Annotated in this window: 20 protein-coding genes and 3 tRNA genes; 11 read left to right on the forward strand and 12 right to left on the reverse strand. The window is 43.8% G+C overall.

The features are described from left to right. Positions 1 to 2: 2 nt before the first annotated feature. The 7 genes from accD to MVI27_RS03485 all read right to left on the reverse strand — a co-directional run bounded on the left by accD (position 3) and on the right by MVI27_RS03485 (position 5840). Complete coding sequence (accD, locus tag MVI27_RS03455) at positions 3 to 854, reverse strand: acetyl-CoA carboxylase, carboxyltransferase subunit beta (RefSeq protein ID WP_246959305.1); 852 nt, start codon at positions 852 to 854, stop codon at positions 3 to 5. A gap of 74 nt (positions 855 to 928) precedes the next feature. Continuing rightward, the gene (gene fbaA, locus MVI27_RS03460) at positions 929 to 1996 is read right to left on the reverse strand and encodes a class II fructose-bisphosphate aldolase (protein WP_246959306.1); all 1068 of its coding nucleotides are present in this window, start codon (positions 1994 to 1996) and stop codon (positions 929 to 931) included. Positions 1997 to 2069: 73 nt separating this feature from the next. Next, the gene (locus MVI27_RS03465; RefSeq protein ID WP_246959786.1) at positions 2070 to 2936 is read right to left on the reverse strand and encodes an NAD kinase; all 867 of its coding nucleotides are present in this window, start codon (positions 2934 to 2936) and stop codon (positions 2070 to 2072) included. Positions 2937 to 2941: 5 nt separating this feature from the next. Continuing rightward, positions 2942 to 3595 carry a CBS domain-containing protein gene (locus MVI27_RS03470; RefSeq protein ID WP_246959307.1) on the reverse strand — a complete coding sequence of 218 codons (654 nt, stop codon included), beginning with the start codon at positions 3593 to 3595 and terminating at the stop codon, positions 2942 to 2944. A 287-nt stretch (positions 3596 to 3882) separates the two neighbouring features. Then, on the reverse strand, positions 3883 to 4758 hold the full coding sequence (locus MVI27_RS03475; RefSeq protein ID WP_246959308.1) for a DMT family transporter: 876 nt from the start codon (positions 4756 to 4758) through the stop codon (positions 3883 to 3885). Further along, positions 4755 to 5402 (reverse strand): leucyl/phenylalanyl-tRNA--protein transferase, encoded by a 648-nt coding sequence (aat, locus tag MVI27_RS03480; protein WP_246959309.1) that lies wholly within the window; start codon positions 5400 to 5402, stop codon positions 4755 to 4757. Before aat ends, MVI27_RS03475 begins: the two co-directional genes overlap by 4 nt. A 66-nt stretch (positions 5403 to 5468) precedes the next feature. Continuing rightward, a complete protein-coding gene (locus MVI27_RS03485) occupies positions 5469 to 5840 on the reverse strand; it encodes a DUF3127 domain-containing protein (RefSeq protein ID WP_246959310.1) in 372 nt (123 codons plus the stop codon). A gap of 163 nt (positions 5841 to 6003) precedes the next feature. Here MVI27_RS03485 and MVI27_RS03490 point away from each other — a divergent pair. The 4 genes from MVI27_RS03490 (at position 6004) to MVI27_RS03505 (ending at position 6802) form a co-directional block, all read left to right on the forward strand. Continuing rightward, positions 6004 to 6085, forward strand: a tRNA-Leu gene (locus tag MVI27_RS03490). 42 nt (positions 6086 to 6127) lie between these two features. Next, a tRNA-Gly gene (locus MVI27_RS03495) sits at positions 6128 to 6200 on the forward strand. 10 nt (positions 6201 to 6210) lie between these two features. After that, positions 6211 to 6294 (forward strand) — tRNA-Leu (locus tag MVI27_RS03500). A gap of 160 nt (positions 6295 to 6454) precedes the next feature. Next, entirely contained in the window at positions 6455 to 6802 is a 348-nt protein-coding gene (locus MVI27_RS03505; RefSeq protein ID WP_246959311.1) for a hypothetical protein, read from the forward strand. A 47-nt stretch (positions 6803 to 6849) separates the two neighbouring features. Here MVI27_RS03505 and MVI27_RS03510 read toward each other — a convergent pair whose 3' ends face one another. Together MVI27_RS03510 and MVI27_RS03515 are read right to left on the reverse strand one after the other, a co-directional pair. After that, positions 6850 to 9492, reverse strand: coding sequence for an AsmA family protein (locus tag MVI27_RS03510; RefSeq protein ID WP_246959312.1), 2643 nt, complete (start codon positions 9490 to 9492; stop codon positions 6850 to 6852). 59 nt (positions 9493 to 9551) lie between these two features. Then, positions 9552 to 10343 (reverse strand): DUF2797 domain-containing protein, encoded by a 792-nt coding sequence (locus MVI27_RS03515; protein WP_246959313.1) that lies wholly within the window; start codon positions 10341 to 10343, stop codon positions 9552 to 9554. Between the two features lie 64 nt (positions 10344 to 10407). On the opposite strand from MVI27_RS03515, the gene MVI27_RS03520 reads away from it, so the two are divergent. The 7 genes from MVI27_RS03520 to MVI27_RS03550 all read left to right on the forward strand — a co-directional run bounded on the left by MVI27_RS03520 (position 10408) and on the right by MVI27_RS03550 (position 20432). Beyond that, positions 10408 to 11436: a GDP-mannose 4,6-dehydratase gene (locus MVI27_RS03520; RefSeq protein WP_246959314.1), complete on the forward strand. Its 1029-nt coding sequence runs from the start codon at positions 10408 to 10410 to the stop codon at positions 11434 to 11436. Positions 11437 to 11532: 96 nt separating this feature from the next. Continuing rightward, a complete protein-coding gene (locus MVI27_RS03525) occupies positions 11533 to 11754 on the forward strand; it encodes a DUF2795 domain-containing protein (RefSeq protein WP_002662059.1) in 222 nt (73 codons plus the stop codon). Positions 11755 to 11878: 124 nt separating this feature from the next. Further along, positions 11879 to 14950 (forward strand): preprotein translocase subunit SecA, encoded by a 3072-nt coding sequence (gene secA / locus MVI27_RS03530; RefSeq protein ID WP_246959788.1) that lies wholly within the window; start codon positions 11879 to 11881, stop codon positions 14948 to 14950. Between the two features lie 2036 nt (positions 14951 to 16986). After that, positions 16987 to 17568 (forward strand): ATP-binding cassette domain-containing protein, encoded by a 582-nt coding sequence (locus MVI27_RS03535; RefSeq protein WP_246959315.1) that lies wholly within the window; start codon positions 16987 to 16989, stop codon positions 17566 to 17568. An 87-nt stretch (positions 17569 to 17655) separates the two neighbouring features. Next, positions 17656 to 18648: an ROK family protein gene (locus MVI27_RS03540; protein ID WP_246959316.1), complete on the forward strand. Its 993-nt coding sequence runs from the start codon at positions 17656 to 17658 to the stop codon at positions 18646 to 18648. Between the two features lie 51 nt (positions 18649 to 18699). Continuing rightward, complete coding sequence (gene msrA, locus MVI27_RS03545; RefSeq protein WP_246959317.1) at positions 18700 to 19353, forward strand: peptide-methionine (S)-S-oxide reductase MsrA; 654 nt, start codon at positions 18700 to 18702, stop codon at positions 19351 to 19353. Between the two features lie 227 nt (positions 19354 to 19580). Next, complete coding sequence (locus tag MVI27_RS03550; protein ID WP_246959318.1) at positions 19581 to 20432, forward strand: hypothetical protein; 852 nt, start codon at positions 19581 to 19583, stop codon at positions 20430 to 20432. 1279 nt (positions 20433 to 21711) lie between these two features. Here the strand turns inward: MVI27_RS03550 and MVI27_RS03555 are convergent. The 3 genes from MVI27_RS03555 to yihA all read right to left on the reverse strand — a co-directional run bounded on the left by MVI27_RS03555 (position 21712) and on the right by yihA (position 25009). Continuing rightward, positions 21712 to 23850 (reverse strand): S46 family peptidase, encoded by a 2139-nt coding sequence (locus tag MVI27_RS03555; RefSeq protein WP_246959319.1) that lies wholly within the window; start codon positions 23848 to 23850, stop codon positions 21712 to 21714. An 83-nt stretch (positions 23851 to 23933) separates the two neighbouring features. Continuing rightward, on the reverse strand, positions 23934 to 24389 hold the full coding sequence (locus tag MVI27_RS03560) for a GNAT family N-acetyltransferase (protein WP_246959320.1): 456 nt from the start codon (positions 24387 to 24389) through the stop codon (positions 23934 to 23936). Then, positions 24389 to 25009, reverse strand: coding sequence for a ribosome biogenesis GTP-binding protein YihA/YsxC (yihA, locus tag MVI27_RS03565; RefSeq protein ID WP_246959321.1), 621 nt, complete (start codon positions 25007 to 25009; stop codon positions 24389 to 24391). Before yihA ends, MVI27_RS03560 begins: the two co-directional genes overlap by 1 nt. Positions 25010 to 25026 lie beyond the last annotated feature (17 nt).

A 25026-nucleotide genomic window follows, 5' to 3' on the forward strand; every position in this document is an offset into this window, starting at 1 on the left:
GGTTACGCGTGGCGCAACAGTTTTACAGTTTGCGAAACTTTCTCCCGGATTTCGGTACGCTTCACAATAAAGTCCACGAAGCCTTTTTCCTGCAGAAACTCCGAAGTCTGGAAACCTTCCGGCAAATCTTTCCCAATGGTTTCACGTATTACGCGCGGCCCGGCAAACCCAATCAGTGCGCCAGGCTCCGCCATGATAATATCTGCAGTCATGGCGAACGAGGCGGTAATTCCACCAAAGGTAGGATCACACAGGTAAGCGATGTACAGCAAACCGGCTTCCGAAAGCTGCGCCAGTTTTGCCTGCACTTTGGCCAGCTGCATCAGCGAGTAGGTTGCTTCCTGCATACGCGCACCACCGGACTGGCAGATGATCATATACGGCAGTTTGTGCTCAATGCAATAGTCCACCGCACGGCGGATTTTTTCACCCATCACAGAACCCAGGGAACCTCCGATGAAACTAAAGTCCATGCAGGAAATCACCATTTTCTCGCCATTAACCGTACCGGTGGCATTCCGAATGGAATCGGTGAGTTTGGTTTTCGCTCTCACTTCCTTCAGGCGGTCGGTGTATGATTTAGTGTCTTTAAAGTGCAGCATATCCACACTTTCCACATTGGCGTCCAGTTCTGTGAACTGGCCTTCATCAAACAGAATAGCAAAAAATTCGCGGCTGCCGATGCGCACATGAAACCCATCCTCCGGCGAAACATAATTGTTTTTTCTCAGTTCATCATGCTCGATGATTTTGCCTGTCGGCGTCTGATGCCAGAGTCCTTTCGGCACATCTTTTTTGTCTTCTGTGGAGGTGGTAATGTTCTGTGTTTTCCTTTTAAACCAGTCGAATGCCATTTATTTTGCTTTTAAGTTTTAAAAGGCGGCTGTATCCTGAGAATACCTGCCGCCTTATTATTTTAAATTAATCTTTACAGTGTGCCAACGTTATTCAGGTCTTCGAACGCCTGAACCAAGCGGGTGCTGAATGTTTCTTCACCTTTGCGTACCCAAACGCGCGGATCGTAGTATTTCTTGTTCGGTTTACCGTCGCCTTCCGGATTACCGATCTGCGTTTTCAGGTATTCACCTTTTTCGTTCATGTAATCACGAATGCCTTCGGTGTAAGCGAACTGAAGGTCTGTATCGATGTTCATCTTAATAACACCATAATCAATTGCCTCACGGATTTCTTCCAGGGAAGAACCCGAACCACCATGGAACACAAAGTTCACCGGCTTCGCGCCCAGGTTGAATTTATCGGCAACATATTTCTGTGAGTTGTACAGAATCTTAGGTGTCAGTTTCACGTTGCCCGGTTTGTACACTCCGTGTACGTTTCCAAACGCCGCAGCTATCGTAAAATTAGGTGAAATTTGTTTTAGTCTTTCATATGCGTACGCTACCTCATCCGGCTGAGTGTACAGTTTAGAAGAATCCACGCCGCTGTTATCCACACCGTCTTCTTCACCACCGGTAATTCCCAGTTCAATTTCCAGGGTCATCTCCATTTTTGCCATTCTTTCGAAATAACGGCAGGAAATATCCATATTTTCCTGAAGTGTTTCCTCGGATAAGTCCAGCATGTGCGAAGAGTACAGTGACTTCCCGGTTTGCTTGTAGAATTCCTCGTTGGCATCCATCAGGCCATCAATCCAGGGTAATAATTTTCTGGCGCAGTGGTCTGTATGAAGGATTACAGTCGCTCCGTATGCTTCGGCCAATGTGTGAATGTGCTTGGCACCGGCCACAGCTCCGAGTACGGCAGCCGTCTGGCCCTCCCCTTTCAATCCTTTTCCTGCGTTGAAAGCAGCACCTCCATTGGAAAACTGGATGATTACCGGAGAATTCAGTTTTGCGGCGGTCTCCATCGTAGCGTTCACATTACTGGAACCAATCACGTTAACTGCCGGCAGGGCAAACTTGTTTTCTTTGGCATACTCAAAAATATCGGTTACCATTTGTCCTGTGGCTACTCCGGCCGGAAACTTTCTACTCATGATTTGTAATTTTTATTAGATGTATTTGTTACCGTTTTAGGCGGCGTAAAGTTAACGAAATTTTATGGTAATCTTAGTTACGCTTATCATTGCCCCAAAGCAGTTTCTGGCGAATGGTTTCATAGAAACTCAGTTTCCGCGGATGAATCAGCCGGATGCGGAACGGAGCTTTGCGCAGGGTGATTTCCTGGTCGGTTTCCATGTGGAAGAGGCGTGAGTCCAGGGAAAGTGAATACTGCGGCACGCGGCTGCGCACGGTGAGCCTGATTTCCACATCGTCGTTCACGATCAGCGGGCGCACGTTCAGGTTATGCGGTGCAATCGGCGTGATCACAAAATTGGCGTTATCCGGTGTAATAATCGGTCCGCCGCAGCTCAGTGAATACGCCGTGGAGCCGGTGGGTGTGGAGATGATCAGGCCATCGCCCCAGAAGGTGTTCAGGAATTCGCCGTTGATGTATGATTCCACGGTGATCATGGCGGTAGTTTCCTTTCGGGAAATCGTCAGGTCGTTTAAGGCATAAGGAAAAAAAGAAGAACCGTCCGGCAAGACCGTTTCGATGACGGACCGCTCACTGATTTTCATTTCATTTTTAAGAATCGCATCCAACTCCTGAAAAACCTCTTCTTTGGTAAAGCTTGCCAGAAACCCGAGCCGCCCCGTGTTCACGCCGACCACCGGAATACCGAGGTCCTGCACATATAAAAGCGAATTCACAATGGTTCCGTCGCCGCCGAAAGTAAAAAAGTAATCCACGCCAAAATCCCGCAGTTCCTCACGCGTGCCGAAAGTCCGGAAGTCCCGGGAAAACTGCATGTCCTGCGCCATCTGGCGATACAGCAAGGCTTCTACTCCACGCTTCTGCAGCTCAGAAACCACTTTGCTCAGATACAGAAATGTATCCAGATCTTTCTTTTGTGAATAAATCGCTGCTTTCATCATCATTAAAATTCCAGAAACTTCTGAAAGAAGCCAAACCGGTCTTTCAGCAGATCTTCTTTTTCGTCATTATAATATTTATACACAACGGTGTAACCATAGCGCTCAAAAGTTTCATCGATTGAGCTCAGATTATTGCTGCTGATTTTAAGTGTAATCTGCACGTCTTCCCCGACAAAATCACTGATGTAGCAGCCGTATATTTTAGAGTTGTTGGATTCCACAATTTTGCAGACCTCCGTCATGGTGTAATTTTTTTCATGAATCTGCACCACCAGCATGGCACCGGTTTCCGAAAAAAGCGGATAGCGCGCAAACTCCGCAAAGAGATCATCGCAGGAAAGATAGCCCAGATATTTCTCCTCACCGTTCAGCACCGGGATCACATTACTGCTGAAGATATGGAAAAGCTTCACCGCTTCCAGTAGCGCCAGATCTTCGGACAGGGCAAATTTCTCATAGTGCATTTCCAGGCTGGAGAGCAATCCTTCCGGGCTTTCTTCCAGAAAAGACTGGCTCAGCGCACCGAGATACACTTCATCTTCCGTTATAAAAACATGTGAGTACCCGAATTCCTTGGCAACCTCATTGGCATACTCAATAGAATCGGCCGGACTGAACGCCGGATAGTCTTTGGAAATATATTCTCGGATAAACATCAGCCAAATTTAGCAAAATAAAAAAGACAGTGAAGGCAAAAGAACTCTTGTCACTAAAAAATGTTTTGGTTGGTATGATATAATTTATATATCTTTGTAGCCTTTCATTTTTACTTTTTATTAGATTTATTTAAATCGCTGCACTTTCGGGTGCGGTGGTTTTTTTTATTTTAAAGCGCTTCGATTTTATTTTTCTATTGCCGTCCATGGTTGCACAACCTTCCAATGAACAACGGAGCAGATAGGCTTTGAACAAAAAGCTCTCCTTTTCTAAAATATCTTTAAGACTACTTTTTCCCGGACCGCAGAAAAATAAGCCCGGCCAGAATAATTGTGCCACCCGCACCTTGCATGACGGTCAGTCGGTCACCATCTAAAATTCCCCACAGCACCGCTACGACCGGCATTAATAAAGTAACCGTAGACGCAAATAACGGCGTGGACACACTGAGCAGCCGGTAATTGAGCATCATTGCCAGCCCCGTTCCGAAGACTGACAGCAAGCTTACAAACCCAAGACCGGCCCACAGGTCACCGGCCGGCATTTCGGAAGAAAAGAAGCCGGAAAGCACCAGCGCCAGCATGGAGGGAATCAGCAGGACGAAAGAAAAGACAAAAGCAGAAAGTACTTTTGCGGGGATGCTGTGTAACTTAGACTTCACTGTTGTGGTGGAAATCGCATAACACAACGTAGCAAGCAACAACAACAGGATGGGAACAATTTCCAGCGTTCCGCTGTCGCCTCCCGAAAGCATCAACAGACACGCGCCAGTAAAGCTGATCGCGACACCCAGCACCTGCCGCCGGGTCGTGGCAAATTTCCAGAACAGGGATCCGACAATAATCACGAAGATAGGCATCATGGAATTCATGATGCCCGCAATACTGCTGCTTACACGCTCTTCCGCAATTGGGAACAAAAACATCGGAATAAAATTTCCGGTGAAGGCTGCCAGAATAAGCCAGCGCAGCTGCTTTTTAGGAAAACGCCTGAACTGTGAAACCGCCACCGGCAGCAACAGCAGTCCTGCAATGAGTACACGCAAGGCGCCCACCTGATAGGGATTAAAATAAAGGAGCGATTTCTTAATCAGAATAAAGGAAGAACCCCAGATGACGGACAGCGCAATCAGCAGCACCCATTTTTCTCTTTCTGCGTTCATGTAATTTGTTGGTTAAGTATATCAAGGTACGTCCGCTTTGGAATCATTTCCGCGCCGAGACTTTCCAGATGAGCGGAGTAAATCTGACAATCCACCAAATCAATTTCAGCGGCGTGCGTCTGTACAAAGTGTATAAAACCCGCTTTGGAGGCATTGCTCACACGCGAGAACATACTTTCCCCGCAGAAAACACGGCCGATCTGAAGGCCATAAAAACCGCCAGCCAGTGCACCATCTTTCCAGACTTCGATGCTTTTGGCCAAACCATGACGGTGTAAAGTTTCAAAGGAATCAATCAGTTCACCGGATATCCAGGTACCGTCCTGCTCCTTTCGATCGACCTGCTGGCAGGACTCCATCACTTCGCGAAAACACGTATTCTCCGTAAAAGTAAATTGCCCGTCACGCAGAACTTTGCGCATCGATTTGGAAACTTTGATTTTTTCCGGATAGAGCACGAAACGCGGATCGGGGCACCACCACAATATTGGCTCACCAGGATTGTACCACGGGAAGATCCCGGTTTCATAGGCAAACAGCAGCCGTTCCGGCGAAAGATCGCCGCCCAAAGCGATCAGACCTTGCTCCGGGTCGTATTGCGCGGGATCCGGAAAAGAAATTTCAGCGGGATTTAACAGAATCATCGGGAAGAAAAAATCCCGCCGGTACAGCAGGATATAGGTATGGTTTATATAATGTACACCAGAAGATTAGAAAGGAAGGTCATCTTCATCTTCTTCGAAAACATTCCCGCCCTGTGCCGGTTGGTTTTGGGAAGGTGCCGCCTGGGTAGGCTCATTAAAAGTAGCAGCCATATTTTCAATACGCCAGCCCACGATGGAGTTGAAGTACTTCACTTCATTCTGCGGAGAAGTCCACTCGCGGCCGCGGATGTTGATAGACACCTTCACTTTATCACCTTCATTTACCTGATTCAGCAAATCTGTTTTGTCCTGCAAAAATTCAATGCTGATCGGCTGCGGGTATTGTTCTTCGGTCATCAGGATCATTTCGCGCTTCTGAAAACCGCTCGCAAACGTCTGAATGTCTGTTATTTTCTTTACTGTTCCTTGTAATTCCATGATATAATTCGTTATGGTGTAAAAGTAATAAAATTGTGCAGAAAAAGAAAGCGGGCAATCTATTTTGCAAAAATTAAAATTTGTTGAAAAAAAGATTTGGTTTGCAATAAAAAAAGTCTTTATATTTGCACTCATCAAAAACGAAGAATAGCGTTCTTTATCAGCGGATGTGGTGTAATTGGTAGCCACGCCAGACTTAGGATCTGGTGCCGTGAGGCGTGGGGGTTCGAGTCCCTTCATCCGCACCTAATCTTACCTGTTAATTCTGAGTTCAGGATTAATATTACGCGAAAATAGCTCAGCTGGTAGAGCACGACCTTGCCAAGGTCGGGGTCGCGGGTTCGAGTCCCGTTTTTCGCTCTAAGTGCTTGCCTTGGTGGTGGAACTGGTAGACACGCAGGACTTAAAATCCTGTGTCCGCAAGGACGTACGGGTTCAAGTCCCGTCCGAGGTACTTTTAGATTAGAAGCGCCGCTGACCTTTGGTCAGCGGCGCTTTCTTTTTATACCTTCAGGCCCTTTTTACCAACTACGATTCTGTTCTTTTATTCCTTCCCTTCAGCGATCCGCGGTTCATGGTACTTTTTTTGTTGCTTGCCTTTTAAATATAAAATCATGGAACAACACGAGCTAAAGACATTGTCGCAAGTATTGAACAGCCTGTATAAAAAAGGCATCACGAAGGAAATCTGCATGAATGATCAAAACCAGATGATTTTGGGTGATAGTGAAAAGACCTATCAGCCACAGGATCTTTGCATCGTGAAGTCCTACCGCTTTGAAGGAGAAAGCAATCCCGATGACAATGCCGTGCTTTATTTAATTGAAGATAAAGAAGGACAACTGGCCACTTTGCTGGATTCCTACGGCGCCAACAGTAATTACAGCGGCGAAGAATTCGATAATTTCCTGCGCCAGGTGCCTATCCACGAGCGCGCTGAATATGACGAAGACAACCTTTGATTAGAAATAATTGATACCCGGAGCACCGCTCCCCGATCCGGAAAGTTTTACTTTCCGGATTTTTTCTGGAATAAACGCTGGAACCAGTTTTTCTTTTTCTTTTTGGTGCTGTCTTTTTCAGCAGGCTGCTCCAGCTGGGCAGCACGCGCTTCAGCGCTGTCCGTTAGTTTGGAAGGCGCGACCGCGGAAGTTGTATCTTTTTTGGTGAGGTTGTCGGTTACTTTTGCAGGCCCGCTGCCGAGCAGGGTTTTCTTTAATCCCTGTTCTATTCCTTTCCAGAAAAGGTTGAAAAAAGATTTGGTTTTATCGCGCTCCACATCTTTCACCGGTACCGAAGCCGGAAACTTCTCGGAATCGCTTCGCACAAATATATTGGCCACGGCGGATAAGACTTCATTTTTATCGCCATCTTTTTTCAGGACTTCTACTTTTAAGTTTTCATGCTTCATCCTGAGCACACCGTCCAGGCCAGCACGATTGCCTTTGAAATCGAAACTCAGATCATTAATCCGTCCGGTTGCGCGTATTTTTAAATAAGGTTCAATGAAGGTATTAATCTGCTGCGCCGGCAGACCTGTTATGTTCCCGGCAATACTGAAAGCATCCTGGGGACTCGCCGTGTCCAGTGTCCAGCGTACCTGCATCGGCGACACGTCCATAAAACGGCAACGGATGTCGAGCGGAATTTGGGTAGGCCGACCAGCAATCCTGGAGTTTATATTATGGCCCAGCAGTTCAAAATTGCTGAAAATAAGTTTACCCGGTCCATCACTTTTTTTGGTGTCCTCTTCATACACTAACCGCGAATTCTGCAGTTTTAGCGTTTTCACAAAAACAGGAAACCTGATGGATCTTAGCAGCGCGGAATACAGTGGCTTTTCCTTAAGGTCATCCGCCGGAATCTTACTGCGGAATATATTAGCATCTACTCCATTTAATAATAACCGATCAAGCTCAAGAAATTTCTTGCCCGAAACCAAGTCCCAGGTTCCGCTTGCCTGCACGTGCTGAGCTTTTAAATCATACAAATCGCGCTCGGTGGGAATCTGGCGGATAAACTGAGCCCGCGAAACAGTAGGTTTCATGGAAAAATTGCGAAGCTCGGCTTTATTTTTATCTGCTTTTATATTCGTAGCAGATAAGGTATAAAAAGGAATGGTATACAAAAAGCCTTTGGCAGAAAACTCATAATTGCGCGTACGGAAAGGCCAGGAATCCTTCACCGTCTGATTATTCATTTCCACATGATGCAGCTCCGCGTTGGCACCCTGCACCACGATTGGTTTTTCTTTATTCCCTACCGTCAGATCTGCGTCCTGTAGTTCCACATTACGGATGCGCATCGGCAGTTGCAAAAAGCTGAAATCAGGATTTGCTTTTTTCTGCGGTGCCGCGGTAAGCCATTTTCCTTTTGGGTTGGTCACCAGTATATCGCGAACCTCCATTTTCAATTTATCATTCACAAACTCCCAATGATCCACATTCAGCCGCAACCGCGGTACCTGCAGACTAATTTCTGAGGAAGAAGGGGCCGCTGAGGTTACATTAATGGAACGTAAATCTGCCTTCTCCGGATTGAGGAAAATATCAGCCACCTGAATTTTCTCCCTGCCAGTGAAATAGTGCAACCGTTTACCGCGAATCCGGAAACTGTCGTAATTAAAAGGAATATTACCGCGCGCTGTTTCATCATTCATTTTCAGCTTATCAATGCCCATATTCAGTTTTTGGGCGGCGAAGATCTGATTTCCCGAAGGATTCAGAATTTGGATGCGCGCATTGTTCAGCTGCACATTATCCAGCAGCACGTCATAGCGGAAACTTTTCTTTTTATTTTTATTATTTCCCTGGGACGTTGTCATCGTCAGCACCGGCTGGTTCATTTCCACGCCATGCAGTGCAAGTTGGTTTCTTTTTAAAGACAGGTTTTTAAAACGCATATCGGGCACTTCCAGTTTCATCAGGTTGCGTTTCTTCGGGTAATACTGCTGCAGTTGGCTATAATTTAATAAAGGAATAAGCGCAAAGTCTTTCACCTTCATATTTTGTTCTTCGGTACGTATTTCGCACGCTGTAATTGCATAAATCGGGTCAGGCCGAAAGAAAAAGTGATTTCCCCGGATCTTGTAGTTATCAAAGACGAACGGGAGCTTTTGCTCAACAGATTCTTCGGTCATTTTCAGATTATTCACCTCCAGATCGAGCTGGCGAACGCTGAAAAATTTCCGTCCGGTATGTTGATATATGCGAATGTCGCCGTCCTTAATATTGATATTTCTGAAAGTAACCGGGTTCCGTTTTTTACCGGTACGGTCATCCACGGGTTTGGCAAGGGTTACATTTAACAGCGGCCGGATCATGTTAAGTTGTGTGCTGGAAACGCTCTTGTGCACCAGATAATCATAAATACCGAGTCGCGAAACCGAAAGCGTATCAATGGTTCCCTGCAACCCAATGGTATTTTTATCCCCGGGATGCTGGCTGTTCACGGAAAGACCGGTACTGTGAATGTTGCCGGTGAGCAGGTCCACTTCCAGCGTTTTATATGAGACGATATACTCCGTGTTTCCTTTTATATAACCGGGAAGTTTTTTCTTCAGCCAGAAATTAATGCCCAGATTTGCCACCAGCAGCAACAGCAGCAGGCCGGCAAGTGCCCACAGCACAAAACGGGGTATTCTTTTTTTCATTCGTGTGAGATAGATAATTACATGCCAATCGGCGGCCTGCCAGCGTATTAAGAACTATTTTAAACTTCCAGGGTAACTCTGTAGCCTTCGTGTCCGCGCACGTTCATCACTTCGCCACCTTCGAAAGAGAGATATTGCCCTTTGATGCCGCGCAGCACGCCTTCATATTCAGGTTTTTTGTCCAGGGTAAAAGACTTTATTTTTTCGGGTGCTTCATAAGGGTAGTCCAGCCGCACCATCTGATCATCAGCGGCATAGAAATTTTTAAAATCATCCGGGAAATGTGCCTGAATTTTTTCGCGGAAATCAGCCAGGTCCAGGTCATCCTCAAAATCATCTTCCAGCATTTTACGCCAGTTGGTTTTATCGGGCAAGTGTTCTTTCATCGCCACCTCAATCATGCCGGCTTCATAGCGGTTGTCCGTTCTGGCAATCGGCAGCGCGAAAGTAGCGCCCTGGTCAATCCAGCGGGTCGGCACCTGACTCTCGCGGGTCACCCCCACTTTCACATCACCGGTGTAGGCGAGGTAAACAATATGCGGCTGCAGCTGCATGGCTTCTTCCACGGCCAGATCGCGATCTTCAATCCCGAGATGCGCGGTAGAAAGTTCCGGCCGGATAATAGCACCGGAGGCGTACGGACTTTCATAAAAACACCTTTTGCAAAATCCCATCCTGAAAATCTTTTCCTCACTGCCGCAGTTCATACACTCGTAGCCAACGTGCTGCAGTTTCAGCGTTTTGCCCAGCAGCTGATTCATGCTGAGCAGATGCTGCGACAAGTTCAGAAAATACTCGATCGGCTGACCGTTCTGGGTAATCATTTTCTGCAAAGTGCCGGTAAATTTCATAGGGAGATATTTGGGTAAAATTAATCATTTAGATTTAATTAAATTTACGGCGAAAACATAAAAAATGACCTACCTTATTACCGGTGGCAGCGGCTTTATCGGCTCGCATCTGGTTCAGCAATTAATACAGAACGGACATTCTGTCATTAACATTGACAATTTTGATGATTTTTATGACTACCGGATTAAGGTGCACAATACGCTGGAATCAACCGGCAGAAAATCCGGGTTTGTATTTACCAATAAAAACCAGGATATTCAGCAGCTTATAGCAGAAACTTCGTCGGACAATTATCGTTTATTTTACCAGGATATCCGCGATGTAGAAGGCTTGGAAAACATCTTTTCACAGTATTCAATTGATGCTATTATTCATTTAGCGGCTTTAGCGGGAGTCCGTCCTTCAATTGAGCGGCCGCTGGAATACGAAGAAGTGAATATTCGCGGAACGATGAATTTATGGGAACTCGCGAAGAAACATAAAATCAATAAATTCCTGTGCGCCTCCAGTTCCAGCGTGTACGGAAATAATGAAAAAGTGCCCTTTGCGGAGACAGATCCGGTGGACGCACCAATCTCACCTTACGCCGCAACCAAGCGCTGTACGGAACTTCTGGGGCATGTGTATTTTCATCTGTATAAAATTGACATGATTCATCTGCGGTTTTTCACCGTGTACGGACCCCGCCAGCGGCCAGATTTGGCGATTCATAAATTTGCCGGCCTGATGCAGCGCGAGGAGATGATTCCTTATTATGGCGATGGCACCACGGCGCGGGATTATACGTATATAGATGACATTATTTCCGGCGTTTTGGGCGCGCTCAAGTATCTGGAGCAAAATGAGGGTGTTTATGAAATCATAAACCTGGGTGAAAGTGAAGTAATACCGCTGCACCAAATGGTAGAAACACTGGAAAATACAATGGCTGTTCCTGCGCTGAAAAAAACCTTACCGATGCAGCCCGGCGATGTGCAGAAAACCAGTGCCGACATCCGAAAAGCGAAGACACTCATTGGCTACCAACCGGCCACAAATTTCCAAAATGGCATAAAAAAGTTTGTGGAATGGTTTTTGAGAAAAGGAATCTGAATTTTTCCAAAACGATAATCTAAGTTTGTTGAAAATCAGTGAGAAAAAGATTTTTTATGTCGCCGATTTTTATACTTTTGCAAAAAAATAAATAATATGTATTGGACATTAGAACTTGCGTCTTATCTGAGCGATGCTCCCTGGCCGATGACAAAAGCAGAGCTGATTGATTATGCCATCCGCACCGGAGCTCCGATGGAGGTGGTAGAGAACCTGCAGGCGATCGAAGATGAAGGCGAAATCTACGAGTCTATCGAAGAAGTGTGGAGTGACTATCCTACTGATGAGGACTTCCTGTGGAATGAAGATGAATATTAATAATTTATAAAAGTCGGTAGGTCATGTGACTACTGGCTTTTTGCACTTTAAGAATAATTTTTAAAGTTTCTAAAATATATAAATGGCTGCCGGAGCAAAACCGCAGCAGCCGAAAGTAATCAATATGGGTTTTATAGATAAAGTTCTGAAAGGTTTTCTGGGCGATAAAAATGCCACTGACCTGAAGGAAGTAAAAAAGGTTGTACAAAAAATAAAAGCAGCAGAACCGGCCGTACAGGAACTTACAGACGACGGACTGCGGAACAAGACAACTGAATTTCAGGAGAAAATTAAAACTGCCACCGCAGAAATTACTGCGCAAATCGAGCAGACACAGGAACAAATCAAGAACTCGGTAAATGTTGATGAAAAAGAAACCCTGTTCAACCGTATTGAACAGCTGAAAAAAGATTCGTATGCCATCGAGGAAAAGGTGCTGGCGGATATCCTGCCCGAAGCCTTTGCGCTGGTAAAAGAAACCGCCCGCCGCCTGGCCCAGAACGGAGGCCTACGCGTGACCGCAACGGAACACGATCACCGTTTGGCTGCGACCAAAGATTTCGTGGTCATTGAAGGCGACAAAGCTTTCTGGAAAAACGAATGGGACGCTGCCGGTACCCCAATCAAATGGGATATGGTACATTACGATGTACAGTTCATCGGTGGTGTGGTACTGCACAGCGGAAAAATTGCGGAAATGGCGACCGGTGAAGGTAAAACCCTGGTGGGAACTTTGCCGATTTACCTGAATGCACTGCCGGGCCGCGGTGTGCACGTGGTTACGGTGAACGACTACCTGGCGAAGCGTGACTCGGCCTGGATGGGCCCACTGTACCAGTTCCACGGGATGACCATTGACTGTATTGATCTGCACCAGCCGAACTCCGATGCGCGCCGCCGTGCCTATCAATCCAGCATTACTTATGGAACCAATAACGAATTCGGGTTTGACTACCTGAGAGATAACATGGTGACCTCTCCTTCTGAACTGGTTCAGGGCGAACTGAACTTTGCGATTGTGGATGAGGTGGATTCTGTACTGGTAGATGATGCCCGTACGCCGCTGATTATTTCCGGGCCGGTGCCACAGGGCGACCGTCAGGAATATGATGTGCTGAAACCATCTGTGGACCGCATCGTTGATATTCAGAAGAAAACAGTTTCGGCGATTTTCAACGAAGCTAAAAAGCTCATCAACAACGGCAATACCAAGGAAGGTGGATTTAAATTACTGCAGGCCTACCGCGGACTTCCGAAAAACCGCCAGCTGATTAAATTCCTTTCCGAGAGCGGACACAAAGCCTTGCTGCAAAAAGTAGAAGGCCAGTACATGCAGGACAACAACCGCGACATGCCGATCGTGGACAAAGACCTGTACTTCGTTATTGATGAAAAAAATAACCAGATTGACCTGACCGATAAAGGCGTAGAATATATGTCGGCCGGTAATGAAGATAAAGACTTCTTCGTACTGCAGGACATTGGGACCGAAATCGCGGAACTGGAAGCGAAAAACCTGAGCAAAGAAGAAGAATTCGAAGCGAAGGAAAAACTTTTCAGTGACTTTGCCGTGAAATCTGAGCGCATTCACACGCTGAACCAGCTATTGAAAGCCTATACCTTATTCGAAAAGGATGATGAATACGTAGTCATCGACGGCGAAGTGAAAATCGTGGATGAGCAGACCGGTCGTATTATGGAAGGCCGACGCTATTCCGACGGTTTACACCAGGCGATTGAAGCCAAAGAAAATGTGAAAATTGAGGCAGCGACCCAAACGTTTGCCACCATTACCCTGCAGAACTACTTCCGTATGTACAATAAGCTGGCAGGGATGACCGGTACGGCAGAAACGGAAGCAGGCGAACTCTGGGAAATCTACAAACTGGACGTAGTGGTGATCCCGACCAACCGCCCGATTCAAAGACATGATAAGCAGGATTTGGTATATAAAACCAACCGTGAAAAATACAACGCCGTTATCGAGGAAATCGAAAGATTAACGGCAGCCGGCCGGCCGGTACTGGTGGGTACTACTTCGGTAGAAATCTCCCAGTTGCTGTCCCGCGCGCTGCAACTGCGCAAGATTCAGCACAACGTACTGAACGCGAAACTGCACGCCCGTGAAGCCGAAATTGTAGCGATGGCCGGTGGGCCCGGCGTGGTAACCATTGCCACCAACATGGCAGGACGTGGTACCGACATTAAGTTGCAGGGCGATGTAAAGAAAAACGGCGGTTTGGCCATCATTGGTACCGAACGTCACGATTCGCGACGTGTGGACCGTCAGTTAAGAGGACGTGCCGGCCGTCAGGGTGATCCGGGAAGTTCCCAGTTCTATGTTTCCCTGGAAGACAACCTAATGCGTTTGTTCGGTTCCGAAAGAATTGCAAAAATGATGGACAAAATGGGCCATAAGGAAGGTGAAGTGATTCAGCATTCCATGATTTCCAAGTCGATTGAAAGAGCGCAGAAAAAAGTGGAGGAAAACAACTTCGGGATCCGTAAGCGTTTGCTGGAGTATGATGACGTGATGAACAAGCAGCGCGATGTGATTTATAAGCGCCGTAAAAATGCCTTGTTTGGTGATCACCTGAAATATGATATCATGAACATGATTTTCGATGTATCTCAGGCATTGGTCGCGCAGGGTAAAGTGAATAGTGATTTCAAGGAATTCGAGTTTGAAGTGATTAAAAACTTCACCATGGAAGTTCCTTTCTCCGAAGAAGTATTCCGCAACAAGCAAGTGCCGGAACTTACGCAGATGCTGTTCGACGCGGCTTCCGAGGATTATAAAAACAAACTGCAGCTGCTGAAAGAAAAAGCCTTCCCGATTATCGAGAATGTATACCAAAACCAGGGCAGCATGTTTAAAATGATTCAGGTTCCGTTCACCGACGGTATTAAAACGATGACCATTGTCACCGACCTGGAGAAAGCCTACGAAACCCAGTGTGAATCGCTGGTGAATGACTTTGAGAAAAACATTTCGCTGGCCATCATCGATGAGAACTGGAAACTTCACCTGCGCGAGATGGATGATCTGCGTCGTTCTTCCCAGGGTGCGGTATATGAGCAGAAAGATCCGCTGGTGATTTACAAGCAGGAATCCTTCTATCTGTTTACCGAAATGGTAGAAAAAATCAACAAGGAAATTGTATCCTTCTTGTATAAAGGAGATATTCCGGCGTAAGAAGTATCTTAAATTATTTGAAAACTTCCCTGGTGTGAGCCTGGGAAGTTTTTTTTGCAAAGACATTAAGACACAGAATTCAAGGTGGATGTCTTTAGCAGTTTAATTTTTCTCGGCAGATATCATTATGCAAGTACATTTTGCGGCAAAAGTAAAAGTTTACTATTTTTGAATCAGACATTTTCTTTTTACTCACTTAAATTTTATAAATGAAGAAAACAGCGCCAATTTATTTCATAACGTTATTGGGAATAGCATCATTCGCTGTCGCGTACTACCGATTGGTAATCTCAGGTTTTAACTTGAAAGTGATAGCAAGCTTGTTTGCAGGGTCAATGCTTATTTTATTAGCCTATTGTTTCAAGAAAAAAATTTTAGTTTCCAAAGCATAATAATGGCTTAATACGTTTGTTTATTATTTAATAAATTTACGAAGGTTTTTCAGGTGCGTATCGATTTCTTTACCAATTCTCTTAATCACATTACATGGTGTTAAAAAATAAATTTTCGCTGGTGGCCCTAATCATTTCTATTACTCTCTTTTTTATTAAAGAAGAACAAACTGCAAAGGTGCTGCTTACGATTAGTGCCGTGATCTTTGGCTTTATGTTTTATAAGCTTAATATTCCGCCAAGAAAAGTAAAGGGAAGATGATATTTTCCAGGAAAATACGATTACATTTAGTTTAATAACCATCGTTAACTTTTTAATTCAACTTTTTGAAAGACTATTGAAGACCTTTAACTGATAGTGCGATGGCATTTTTATCCTTTGTATGGTTTTGGGTTTACTGTAAAAAGATGAGATATACGAGATAGCAGCAAACGTTATTTAATCTGCGTCTTATAAAAACTTCTTTGGTGAGAGCCGGGGAAGTTTTAATTTTTTAAAATGTATCACTCCCCAGGTTATCAATTCTTTCTGATTTTTATATCTTGTGATTTTATTTACGACTTCCCGTGCATTTTAAAGTAATTCTTCTCATTATAAAATCGGTGATTAATGAAGGTGCGGCTTCCCGAATATCTCCTGCCTGGGATTTCGCTCTAAAGAAATTTTCAAACAGGTTTTATATTCATCTATATATTTTTAGTTTTATCTACTTCCTGTTAATTAACACCCTAACGGTGGGGATTGCAAGTCAAAAGAATATTGAATTTCATTTTGCAGGACAGCAGTTTCTAATGTTAAATTTTATATTATATCCTGCCGTTTTCACATTATCTTATCTCTTCTGCAAATTTATTTTGCCGGGAAGCAGCAACAGCTATAATAGTTTGGTCACAACTGCGCGATTATCTTTCCCTTCATCAAACTCAAGAATATTATTTTTACAGAAGATGCTCTTTTTTAAAGGATATGGTTTTCGGGCACTTCTCTGTTCTCTATTTCCAATGATTGTTGTTCTCCCTTATTATTTCTCTGAACATCTTTTTCTGCAACTATTCATAACACTTATCCTGACTGCGTGCAGTGTGTTTCTCCTTAATTCTGTAGAAATCCTGCTTTTGCTTATCCAGTCCAGTTTTAAAACAAATTCATCTCTGGTGGCAATTATCATTTGGCTTTTTGGTTTTCTATTAATAACCTCTACAGAAAATATAAAGTTTGTTTCATTATATACATTCTTCGGCGTACTGGCCGGAATAATTACCTCATCTCTTGTAATGCTTCTGTACTGTAAGAAACTGCTATGAAAAGGGTTCTCACTTTTTTGAAACTATTTTATAAAAAGCTGCTGTGGGTTCCGCCGCTTCTGTTGCTTTTCCTTTTCATTATTGATCAACGCTATCAGCAGTCCATGATCGCGGTTATCTTTTTTTATATTTTTGTGCAGCAGTTTAAACTTTTTAAAGATTTCAGTGAAGTCATCAACTTGTGCAGGCTTTACCACAAATCGGTGATCTGGTTGTCTGTTTATAATTCACTTCTCACATTCATACTGCTGTTTATTTTTAAGAGTTTTATACCGGTTGAATATATAATCGCCTGTCTTTTACCGGGTTTTCTCTTTAATTTAATTAAAAGTATTTTTCATGCTTATTAGGATACGTAATCTTCAGAAAAAGTTTGGAGATAAGACGCTGCTAAAATTCCCGGACTTAGATATTCCGGAGAAAGGCATTATTTTGCTGAAGGGCCGAAATGGTGCAGGCAAATCAACATTGATTAAACTCATTGCGCAATTTATTAGACCCGATTGTGGTTCGGTTGAATATACAGATGTCAACTTTCACGGAAATGCAGCGTTCCTGCTGGATCAGCCAATATTGCTCAGCAATTTAAACTTCAGAGATAACCTCAGTTTTGTTGGAAATCTTTTAAAAATTAATTCTTCTGTAATTGAGAAACAGATACAATTCTATAGTGCTCTGTTTACTTTACCTGAAAGCGTTTATTACAGTGAATATTCGCTCGGTATGAAAAAGAAAGCTGAGTTGGCCAGAACGCTGTTTCATAACCCTAAGTATATTTTTTGGGACGAGCCTTTTGCTTCTCTAGACACTGAATCGATAACCTTATTAAAAGACGAAATTTTAGACAAAAACAAATTGTTTTTTATTAGTACACACGATAATATATTGGATTCAGCCGCAGATGAAATTTTGCAATTATAATTACAGTTGCCTTTTCGCTCAGAAAACCAACGGTTGTCCATGCTAAAGTTTTATTTTAACTACTTTTAAACCATAAAAACTTCCTGCATGTCGTTCACAGATACTTCCCATCAATTTACTCTGGGCGTTGATATTGGCGGTACCAATACAAAATATGGCCTGGTCAACCGCCGCGGTGAAATCCTGGCCAAAGGGAATCTTAGTACCGCAGGGCATGCCGCGCCCGAAGGATTTGTAGCGGCACTCCATGCGGAAGTTGCTCCGGTGATTGAAGAAAACGGTGGTTTTGAACTGCTCATCGGTATTGGAATCGGGGCGCCCAATGCGAATTATTATACCGGCACCATAGAACACGCCGCCAACCTGCCGTGGACCGGAATTGTACCTTTTGCAAAAATGATTACCGCAAAGTTCGGGATTCCGTGCAAAATGACCAATGATGCCAACGCGGCGGCGCTGGGGGAAATGATGTTTGGCGCAGCACGCGGGATGAAGGATTTTATTATGATTACCCTGGGCACGGGTGTCGGAAGCGGCATTATTTCCAATGGTGAACTCATTTATGGTCACGATGGTTTTGCTGGTGAATTGGGCCATACCATCGTGAAATCCGGCGGCCGGAAGCACTGGAGTACCGGCTCGGAAGGTTCTCTGGAAGCGTACGCCTCCGCGACCGGAATTGCCATTACCGCCCGGAAAATGAGGGCTGAATTTCCGCATTCGCTGCTGAATAACTATCCGGAAGAGCAGATCAGTGCGCGTGTGGTCCATGACTGTGCGCTGCAGGGCGACCCGACCGCCATCGAAGTGTTCCGCTATACCGGGCAGAAGCTGGGCGAAGCATTGGCGAATTTCGTAATGTTTTCTTCACCGGAAGCCATTCTACTGTTTGGCGGCGTGATTCAGGCGGGCGACTTTTTACTCACGCCCACCAAATTCCACATGGAGCGAAACCTTTTTCCTGTCTTCCGCGATAAAGTAAAGCTCATCTGCAGCTCGCTCAACGAAGCCGATGCCGCCATCCTGGGGGCAAGTGCATTGGTTTGGAGTCAGCCGTCCGACGCGGGTGTTAAACTTTAATTAAAATTAACGATTTATAAAATTAAAAGGCACAAAATTCGTTTTATTAAAATGAACAAGTTTTTAGTAATTTTGATGAGCCTGCTGCTGTTCTCCTGTAACGGCCAGGGCAAAAAACAAAGTGTATCTCAAAATAAGCCTATAATGGATAAAGAAAATTTACAGACCATTACCTTCGGTGGTGGTTGTTTCTGGTGTGTGGAAAGCTGCTTCAGTATGTTGAAAGGCGTGGACTCGGTAACTTCCGGTTATGCGGGCGGTCACACAGCCAACCCTACCTACGAGGAAGTCTGCACCGGCGAGACCGGCCATGCAGAAGTGGTGCAGATTAAATATGACCCTAAAATAATATCCTACGCACAGCTGATGGATATCTTCTTCTTTTTGCACGACCCGACCCAGCTGAACCGTCAGGGAAATGACATCGGTACACAATACCGCTCGGTTATTTTCTATCAGGATGAAGCGGAGAAAAAGGAAGCAGAAGTGGAAATGAAAAAGTCCGAAGCGTCCGGCCGATGGAACGGCCAATACGTCACCGAGCTGGCACCACTGGACAAATTCTATCCGGCAGAGCAATACCACCAGGGCTATTACAAAGCCAATCCAAACCAACCGTACTGCAGCGCGGTGGTTGGTCCCAAAATCGCCAAGTTCAAAAAGCATTACGGCGACATGGGATTAATTAGTGAAGAAGAACTTTAAAACGAAAAGCGGAATTGATTTTCCGCTTTTTTTTGTCTTTCTGTGATATCTACTTTGCTTTACAGGAAACAAAAGACCGTTTCCGTGTTGCGTAAAATGAATATGTAATATCCAGCTACAAGCGGTTACAATTATATATAACTTTCCTTTCCAGCATTTTATATTTGGATTACTGTATGGTCTTATTGCGTATATTTGAGAGTTAGCAGAAAGTCAAAAAGAAAACCATGCCTAGAAAAAAAAGAAAAATTTGTTTTCATTATTTAAAGATTAATGATGAAAATATGGACGTGATTGATACGTTTAATAACTTGTTAATGAAGATTGAGGAATTAGATAAGCCTGATCGAAAAATTGAACAAGGACATAATAGATTTTATTTACTTGATAGTAGGATTATAAGTAGTGATAAAAATAAAATTACTTTTAAGAATGCTGCATATAATTTTAGGCCTAAATTGATAGATAGTGTAACAATTGCCGAAAGAGATAGCCCCAAACAGTTAGGAGAAGGCGAAAGACAAAAAACTCATATAATCACTAAGCCAATAAATGGAGAAGTTTTAATTGTAATTGAAAAATCCCATTTTGGAGTAAGTATTAATAATTTTATTAAATATTTGAACCATTTTATAACCTTACTAGATTTAGAAAACAATTTTCGTTTTTATTTTGAAACTTTAGCAAAGGATAATTTTTTAGATGAAATTGATAGACTTCAAAGGATTACTTACGCTGATGTAATTGTAGATAAACAACTATTGGGTAGTGAGGCTCTAAACTTTAGTGATCGTACAACAGAAGTTAATCATGAGATAACTGTTACTTTAAAGGCCAAGAGAAAAAATACTATCGAAGATACTGTTAGAGATATTTTTGCAAAAGTAAGTGGAGGCGAGAATCATATTAATAGAATTAGGGTAAAAGGTAGAAATGCTGAAAACAATGAAGTTATTATCAACACTGATTTTATTGAACGACAAGAATATGTATTGTGCGATTATGATGAAGAAACTGGAGAAATGTCGTCCGCAGATACATTTATTCAACTTAATTCTATTTTAGATAACTTTGAATAATGTATTTAGAATTTCTAATATTAATTTACGATTACTTTAAATCTCTTAATAAGAGAAATGTAATGTTTGAATGGGTGGTCCCTTTCGTTATTATCATGTTAGTCATTCTTCTAAATATATGTAATAATTACAGTTTTGAAATTTTTTTCAAGTTTAAAGAATCATCACTAAATATTTTAGGCGTTTTATTAGGAATTTCAATTGCAATCATTACAATTTTAGTAACAGGAGGCGGCAAAAACTTGGAACAAATTAGAAATGTCAAAACCCCTGTTAAAATAAATAATAAGCAAATCTCGCTTTACGAATTGCTCTTAATAAATTTCAGTTATACAATTGTAATAGAGATATTTGTAATATTAAGTTCTCTAGTTGTACCATTATTTACGACATTCGTTTTAATTCCTAATAAAATTAAGATTATATTATATGGCTTTTTGGTTTTTCTTACAATTCAAATTCTATTAATAACCATCAGGAATATTACAGACTTTTATTTAATAGTTTCTAAAAAATGAGCATCTGCTAGTATCGTATTGGCTATAGTGCGGAGGAATCGCACTTTTAACGATCTTAGATTTGCCGAAGATTAGTTTATAAATATTAAAACTCCACGTTATAACTGCACTATTGCCAATACCCAACCTTTAGCAGTGATATCTTAACGACCCTGACAACAAGAAACGAAAGGCAAATGCATTCAAAGAAAATACCCGACAACTAAAATCCAGTTGTTGTTCAGATTATTTTAAAATTTTTAGTGTGAACGCTCTCATGTGCCACTTTCGCTGGTATACAGCATTATAAAAATTGTTAATGAAATATTGACGAAATAATATGCTTTCAGATCTACTCGACGCCCTTTCCAATTTGCTATTATTGCTCCCAAATGGAAATAGGAATAATTTACCAAAAGAAAGAGAGTCAGAAACTTCAATTGTACTGGCCACTATACTCACTGCTGTTTCAGCGGTAATGTTGTTTATTAATCGGCAGATTTTTACCTCTGAGAATATTACGCTAATCCTGCTCGCCATTATTTCGATCAGCCTATTTTCTGCTGCTGTTTTGCTAATCTTCTTAATAAAATTTGACGTTATCAAACCTCTGCAGGTAAAAAATTTTGCAGTCCTTTTTCTTTCAATAACCTGTTCAGTGGCAAGCGCTTTAATGCTATTAAACGACCACCTGAAGATTATTAGATAAATTTAACCATCATCATATCAAAACAAAAACCCGCCGGATCATCCAGCGGGTTTATTTATAAGGTGAAAGCGTCTTACTTCACCAGTGTCATTTCACTGATCAGGTGGCCTGCTTTTCCGTATTTGTCGATGGTCCAAAGAACCATACGAACGTCTACGTTGATTGTTTTCTGCAGTTTCGGGTCGAAGATAATATCACCGCTCAGGGCTTCGCTGTTTCCGTCGAAAGCAAGGCCCAGCAGGTTCCCCTCGCCATCCATAATCGGTGAGCCGGAGTTACCGCCTGTAATATCGTTATCAGACAGGAAGTTCACCGGCATAAAGCCTTTCTTATCCTTGTACTGTCCGAAATCTTTTTTCTTCACTAAATCCAGGAAACGTTGTGGCAGGTCGAATTCCTCATCGCCTTTCTTGTATTTCGCCACCATTCCGTAGATATCTGTGTAATAGTTATCCGCTTCTTTTTTGATGGTGTACTTGCGGTCATTGCGCATAGGCAGCGTCGTTACCTTACCGAAGGTTACACGCATCGTGGAGTTTGCATCCGGGTAATAAGATACTTCTGGCTGAGATTTGCGCAGACCATCCAGGAAGATTCTGTTGTTCTTCGCGAAAGCTTCATCTACTTTGGAATATTTCTCGCCAGCCAGTTTTTGGTCTTCCACATATCCTTTGGCGAATTTATACAGCGGATCTGCATCGATTACCAGACGGTCCGGGTTGTTCACAAACTTCATTGCAGACTCCTTGTTCGCAAAGATGGAAGCGAACGCCATGTTGGACAGGTTTTTGGCATCAGCGGCCATCACGGTCGGAGACGCTACCGATTTGTTCACACGCTGCTGGTACAGGGCTACCATAGAGTTCAGCATTTCACCTTCCAGCTTAATGTTCAGTTTTTCGTACACGCGGTCGATGGCATCTGTTACCTTTTGCTTCATTGCCGCTTTTCCGGCTTCGTCCTGGTTGGCATAGGAATGCAGCAGCTCGCCCAACTGGTAAGCAATCGGGATATATTTTGCGTTGCGCTGCAACTGAGAAGAGTAATTTCTTTCTACGTTACGGTCAGAAATCTGGCCATAGTTCGCGTGAATATCCTGCAGGATCCCGCCATACATTACCTGATTTTCCGGCTTCAGTGCCCAGGTCTGGAATTTAGCTTCCAGTTCTTTTTTGCCCTGAATAGTTCCGTTGGCATATACGGCATCGATGGTTCCCTGTCTGTTTTTCCAGTAGTTGGCTACGGAAGCATATTGGGAAGCATAGTCAATTTTGGTAGCCTGGTCTTTGTCCATGTATTTTTTCATGACATCCATTGCTACTTTAGAGGCTTCTACCCACGCCGGGTAATCCTTGTTCACCATCTGCTCGATACCGAAGGAAGTCAGGTAACGGTTGGTACGCCCCGGGAAGCCCATAATCATGGCGAAATCTCCCGGCTTGTAACCGCGCAGGGAAATCGGCAGGGCATGCTTAGGTTTCATCGGCACGTTATTCGGCGAGTATTCTGCCGGGTTGTTGTTCGCATCAGCATACACACGGAATACAGAGAAATCCACTGTGTGTCTTGGCCACTCCCAGTTATCGGTATCACCACCGAATTTCCCCAAAGAGTTCGGAGGCGTTCCTACCAGACGAACATCTTTGAAATCCTGATATACGAAATAGTAGAATTCATTTCCGTTAAAAAAATCACGAACCACTACCGTGTATTTTCCGTTTTCAGAGTTTTCATTCTGGATGGCTTTGTATTCATCACCGATGATTTTATCGCGTTCTTCCGCGCTCATCTGGTTGTTCAGTTTCGCGTTGATTCGGGCAGAAACATCGTCCATACGAACCAGGAAACGAACGGAAAGTCCTTTGGCAGGAAGTTCTTCGCTGCGCTTCATTGCCCAGAATCCGTTGGTCAGGTGATCATTTTCCGGGGTCGAAAGTGCTGCAATCTGCCCATACCCACAGTGGTGGTTAGTAAACAGCAAACCTTCCTTGGAAACCATTTCAGCGGTACATCCGCCGCCAAACTGCACGATGGCATCTTTCAGGCTGGAGTTGTTCACGGAATAAATTTCTTCCGGCGTCAGCTTCAGGCCTTGTTTTTTCAAATCTACTCCGTTCAGTCTTTTAATCATCGTTAAAAGCCACATTCCTTCATCTGCCTTTATCTGCAGAAAGCTCAGCATGAAGGTGAGCAGTAAAAAGATTCTTTTCATTTATTAAATTATTTAAGCTGCTAATTTAAGAAAATCATTTCAGTTCGCACACAGCAGAATAAAGAGCTGCCGTGCCCTGGAACTTACTGTCTGCGGTGCATTTCCGTGTGCGGAATATCATCTTCCAGATACCGGTGATCCGTAGCGATAAAACCAAAACCTTCATAAAAACGCAACAGATAATCCTGCGCAGAGATTCGGCATTCCGCAGTCCCGAAATGGGTGTGAATTGCCTCCAGTGCCAGTTTCATCAGTATTTTTCCGGCGCCGGTTCCGCGTGCCGATTCCCTGGTTAAAACTCGACCGATAGAAGGTTCCTTATATTTGATACCCGGCCCGAATAGGCGGCAGTACGCGATGATTTCTCCGTTTTGTTCTGCCCAAAGGTGCAATGCCTGATCATCGTTTCCATCCGCATCGAGGTACGGACAATTCTGTTCCACGACAAATACTTCGGCACGGACTTGTAATATTGCATAAACCTCCTGCGCAGTCAGTTCAGCAAAGTTCTTCAACTTCCAGTATAAAGGAGCCGCCATCAGTCGAAACGAACTTTATTTTTGATTAGAAATTCATTGGTACGGCTGATGAAACTTAAAATCTCCTCGCCACCGGTTTTTTTCTCGGCAGAGGTAACATACAGTTCCGGCAGTTCTTCCCAGCTTTTCAGCAGTTCTGCTTTGTAGTGTTCCACATTTTTCTGCAGTTCCATGGGCTTCAGTTTATCAGCTTTGGTAAACACCAGTGAAAAAGGAATTCCGTGTTCGCCTACCCATTCAATAAATTCCAGATCAATTTTTTGCGGCGCATGACGTGCGTCCACCAGAATAAAGAGGTTGACCAGATTTTTGCGGTTCAGAATATAGTTGGTGATCAGCTTTTCGAAATCACGGCGGATGCTTTTGGAAACACGCGCATAGCCATAACCCGGCAGGTCGGTCAGGTACCACTCATCGTTCACCAGAAAGTGATTAATGAGTTGTGTTTTCCCCGGCGTTCCGGAAGTCTTGGCGAGGTCCTTATGGTTCAGCATCGCATTGATCAGCGAGGATTTTCCCACATTGGAGCGGCCGATGAAGGCATATTCAGGCAAGACCGCTTCGGGGCACTCCTGCCAGCGGCTGCTGCTTTTTACAAAGGTGGCGGTTTTAATAATCATAAAAGTTGAGGTATAAA

The organism is Chryseobacterium salipaludis (assembly GCF_022968825.1).
Taxonomy (GTDB): domain Bacteria; phylum Bacteroidota; class Bacteroidia; order Flavobacteriales; family Weeksellaceae; genus Kaistella; species Kaistella salipaludis.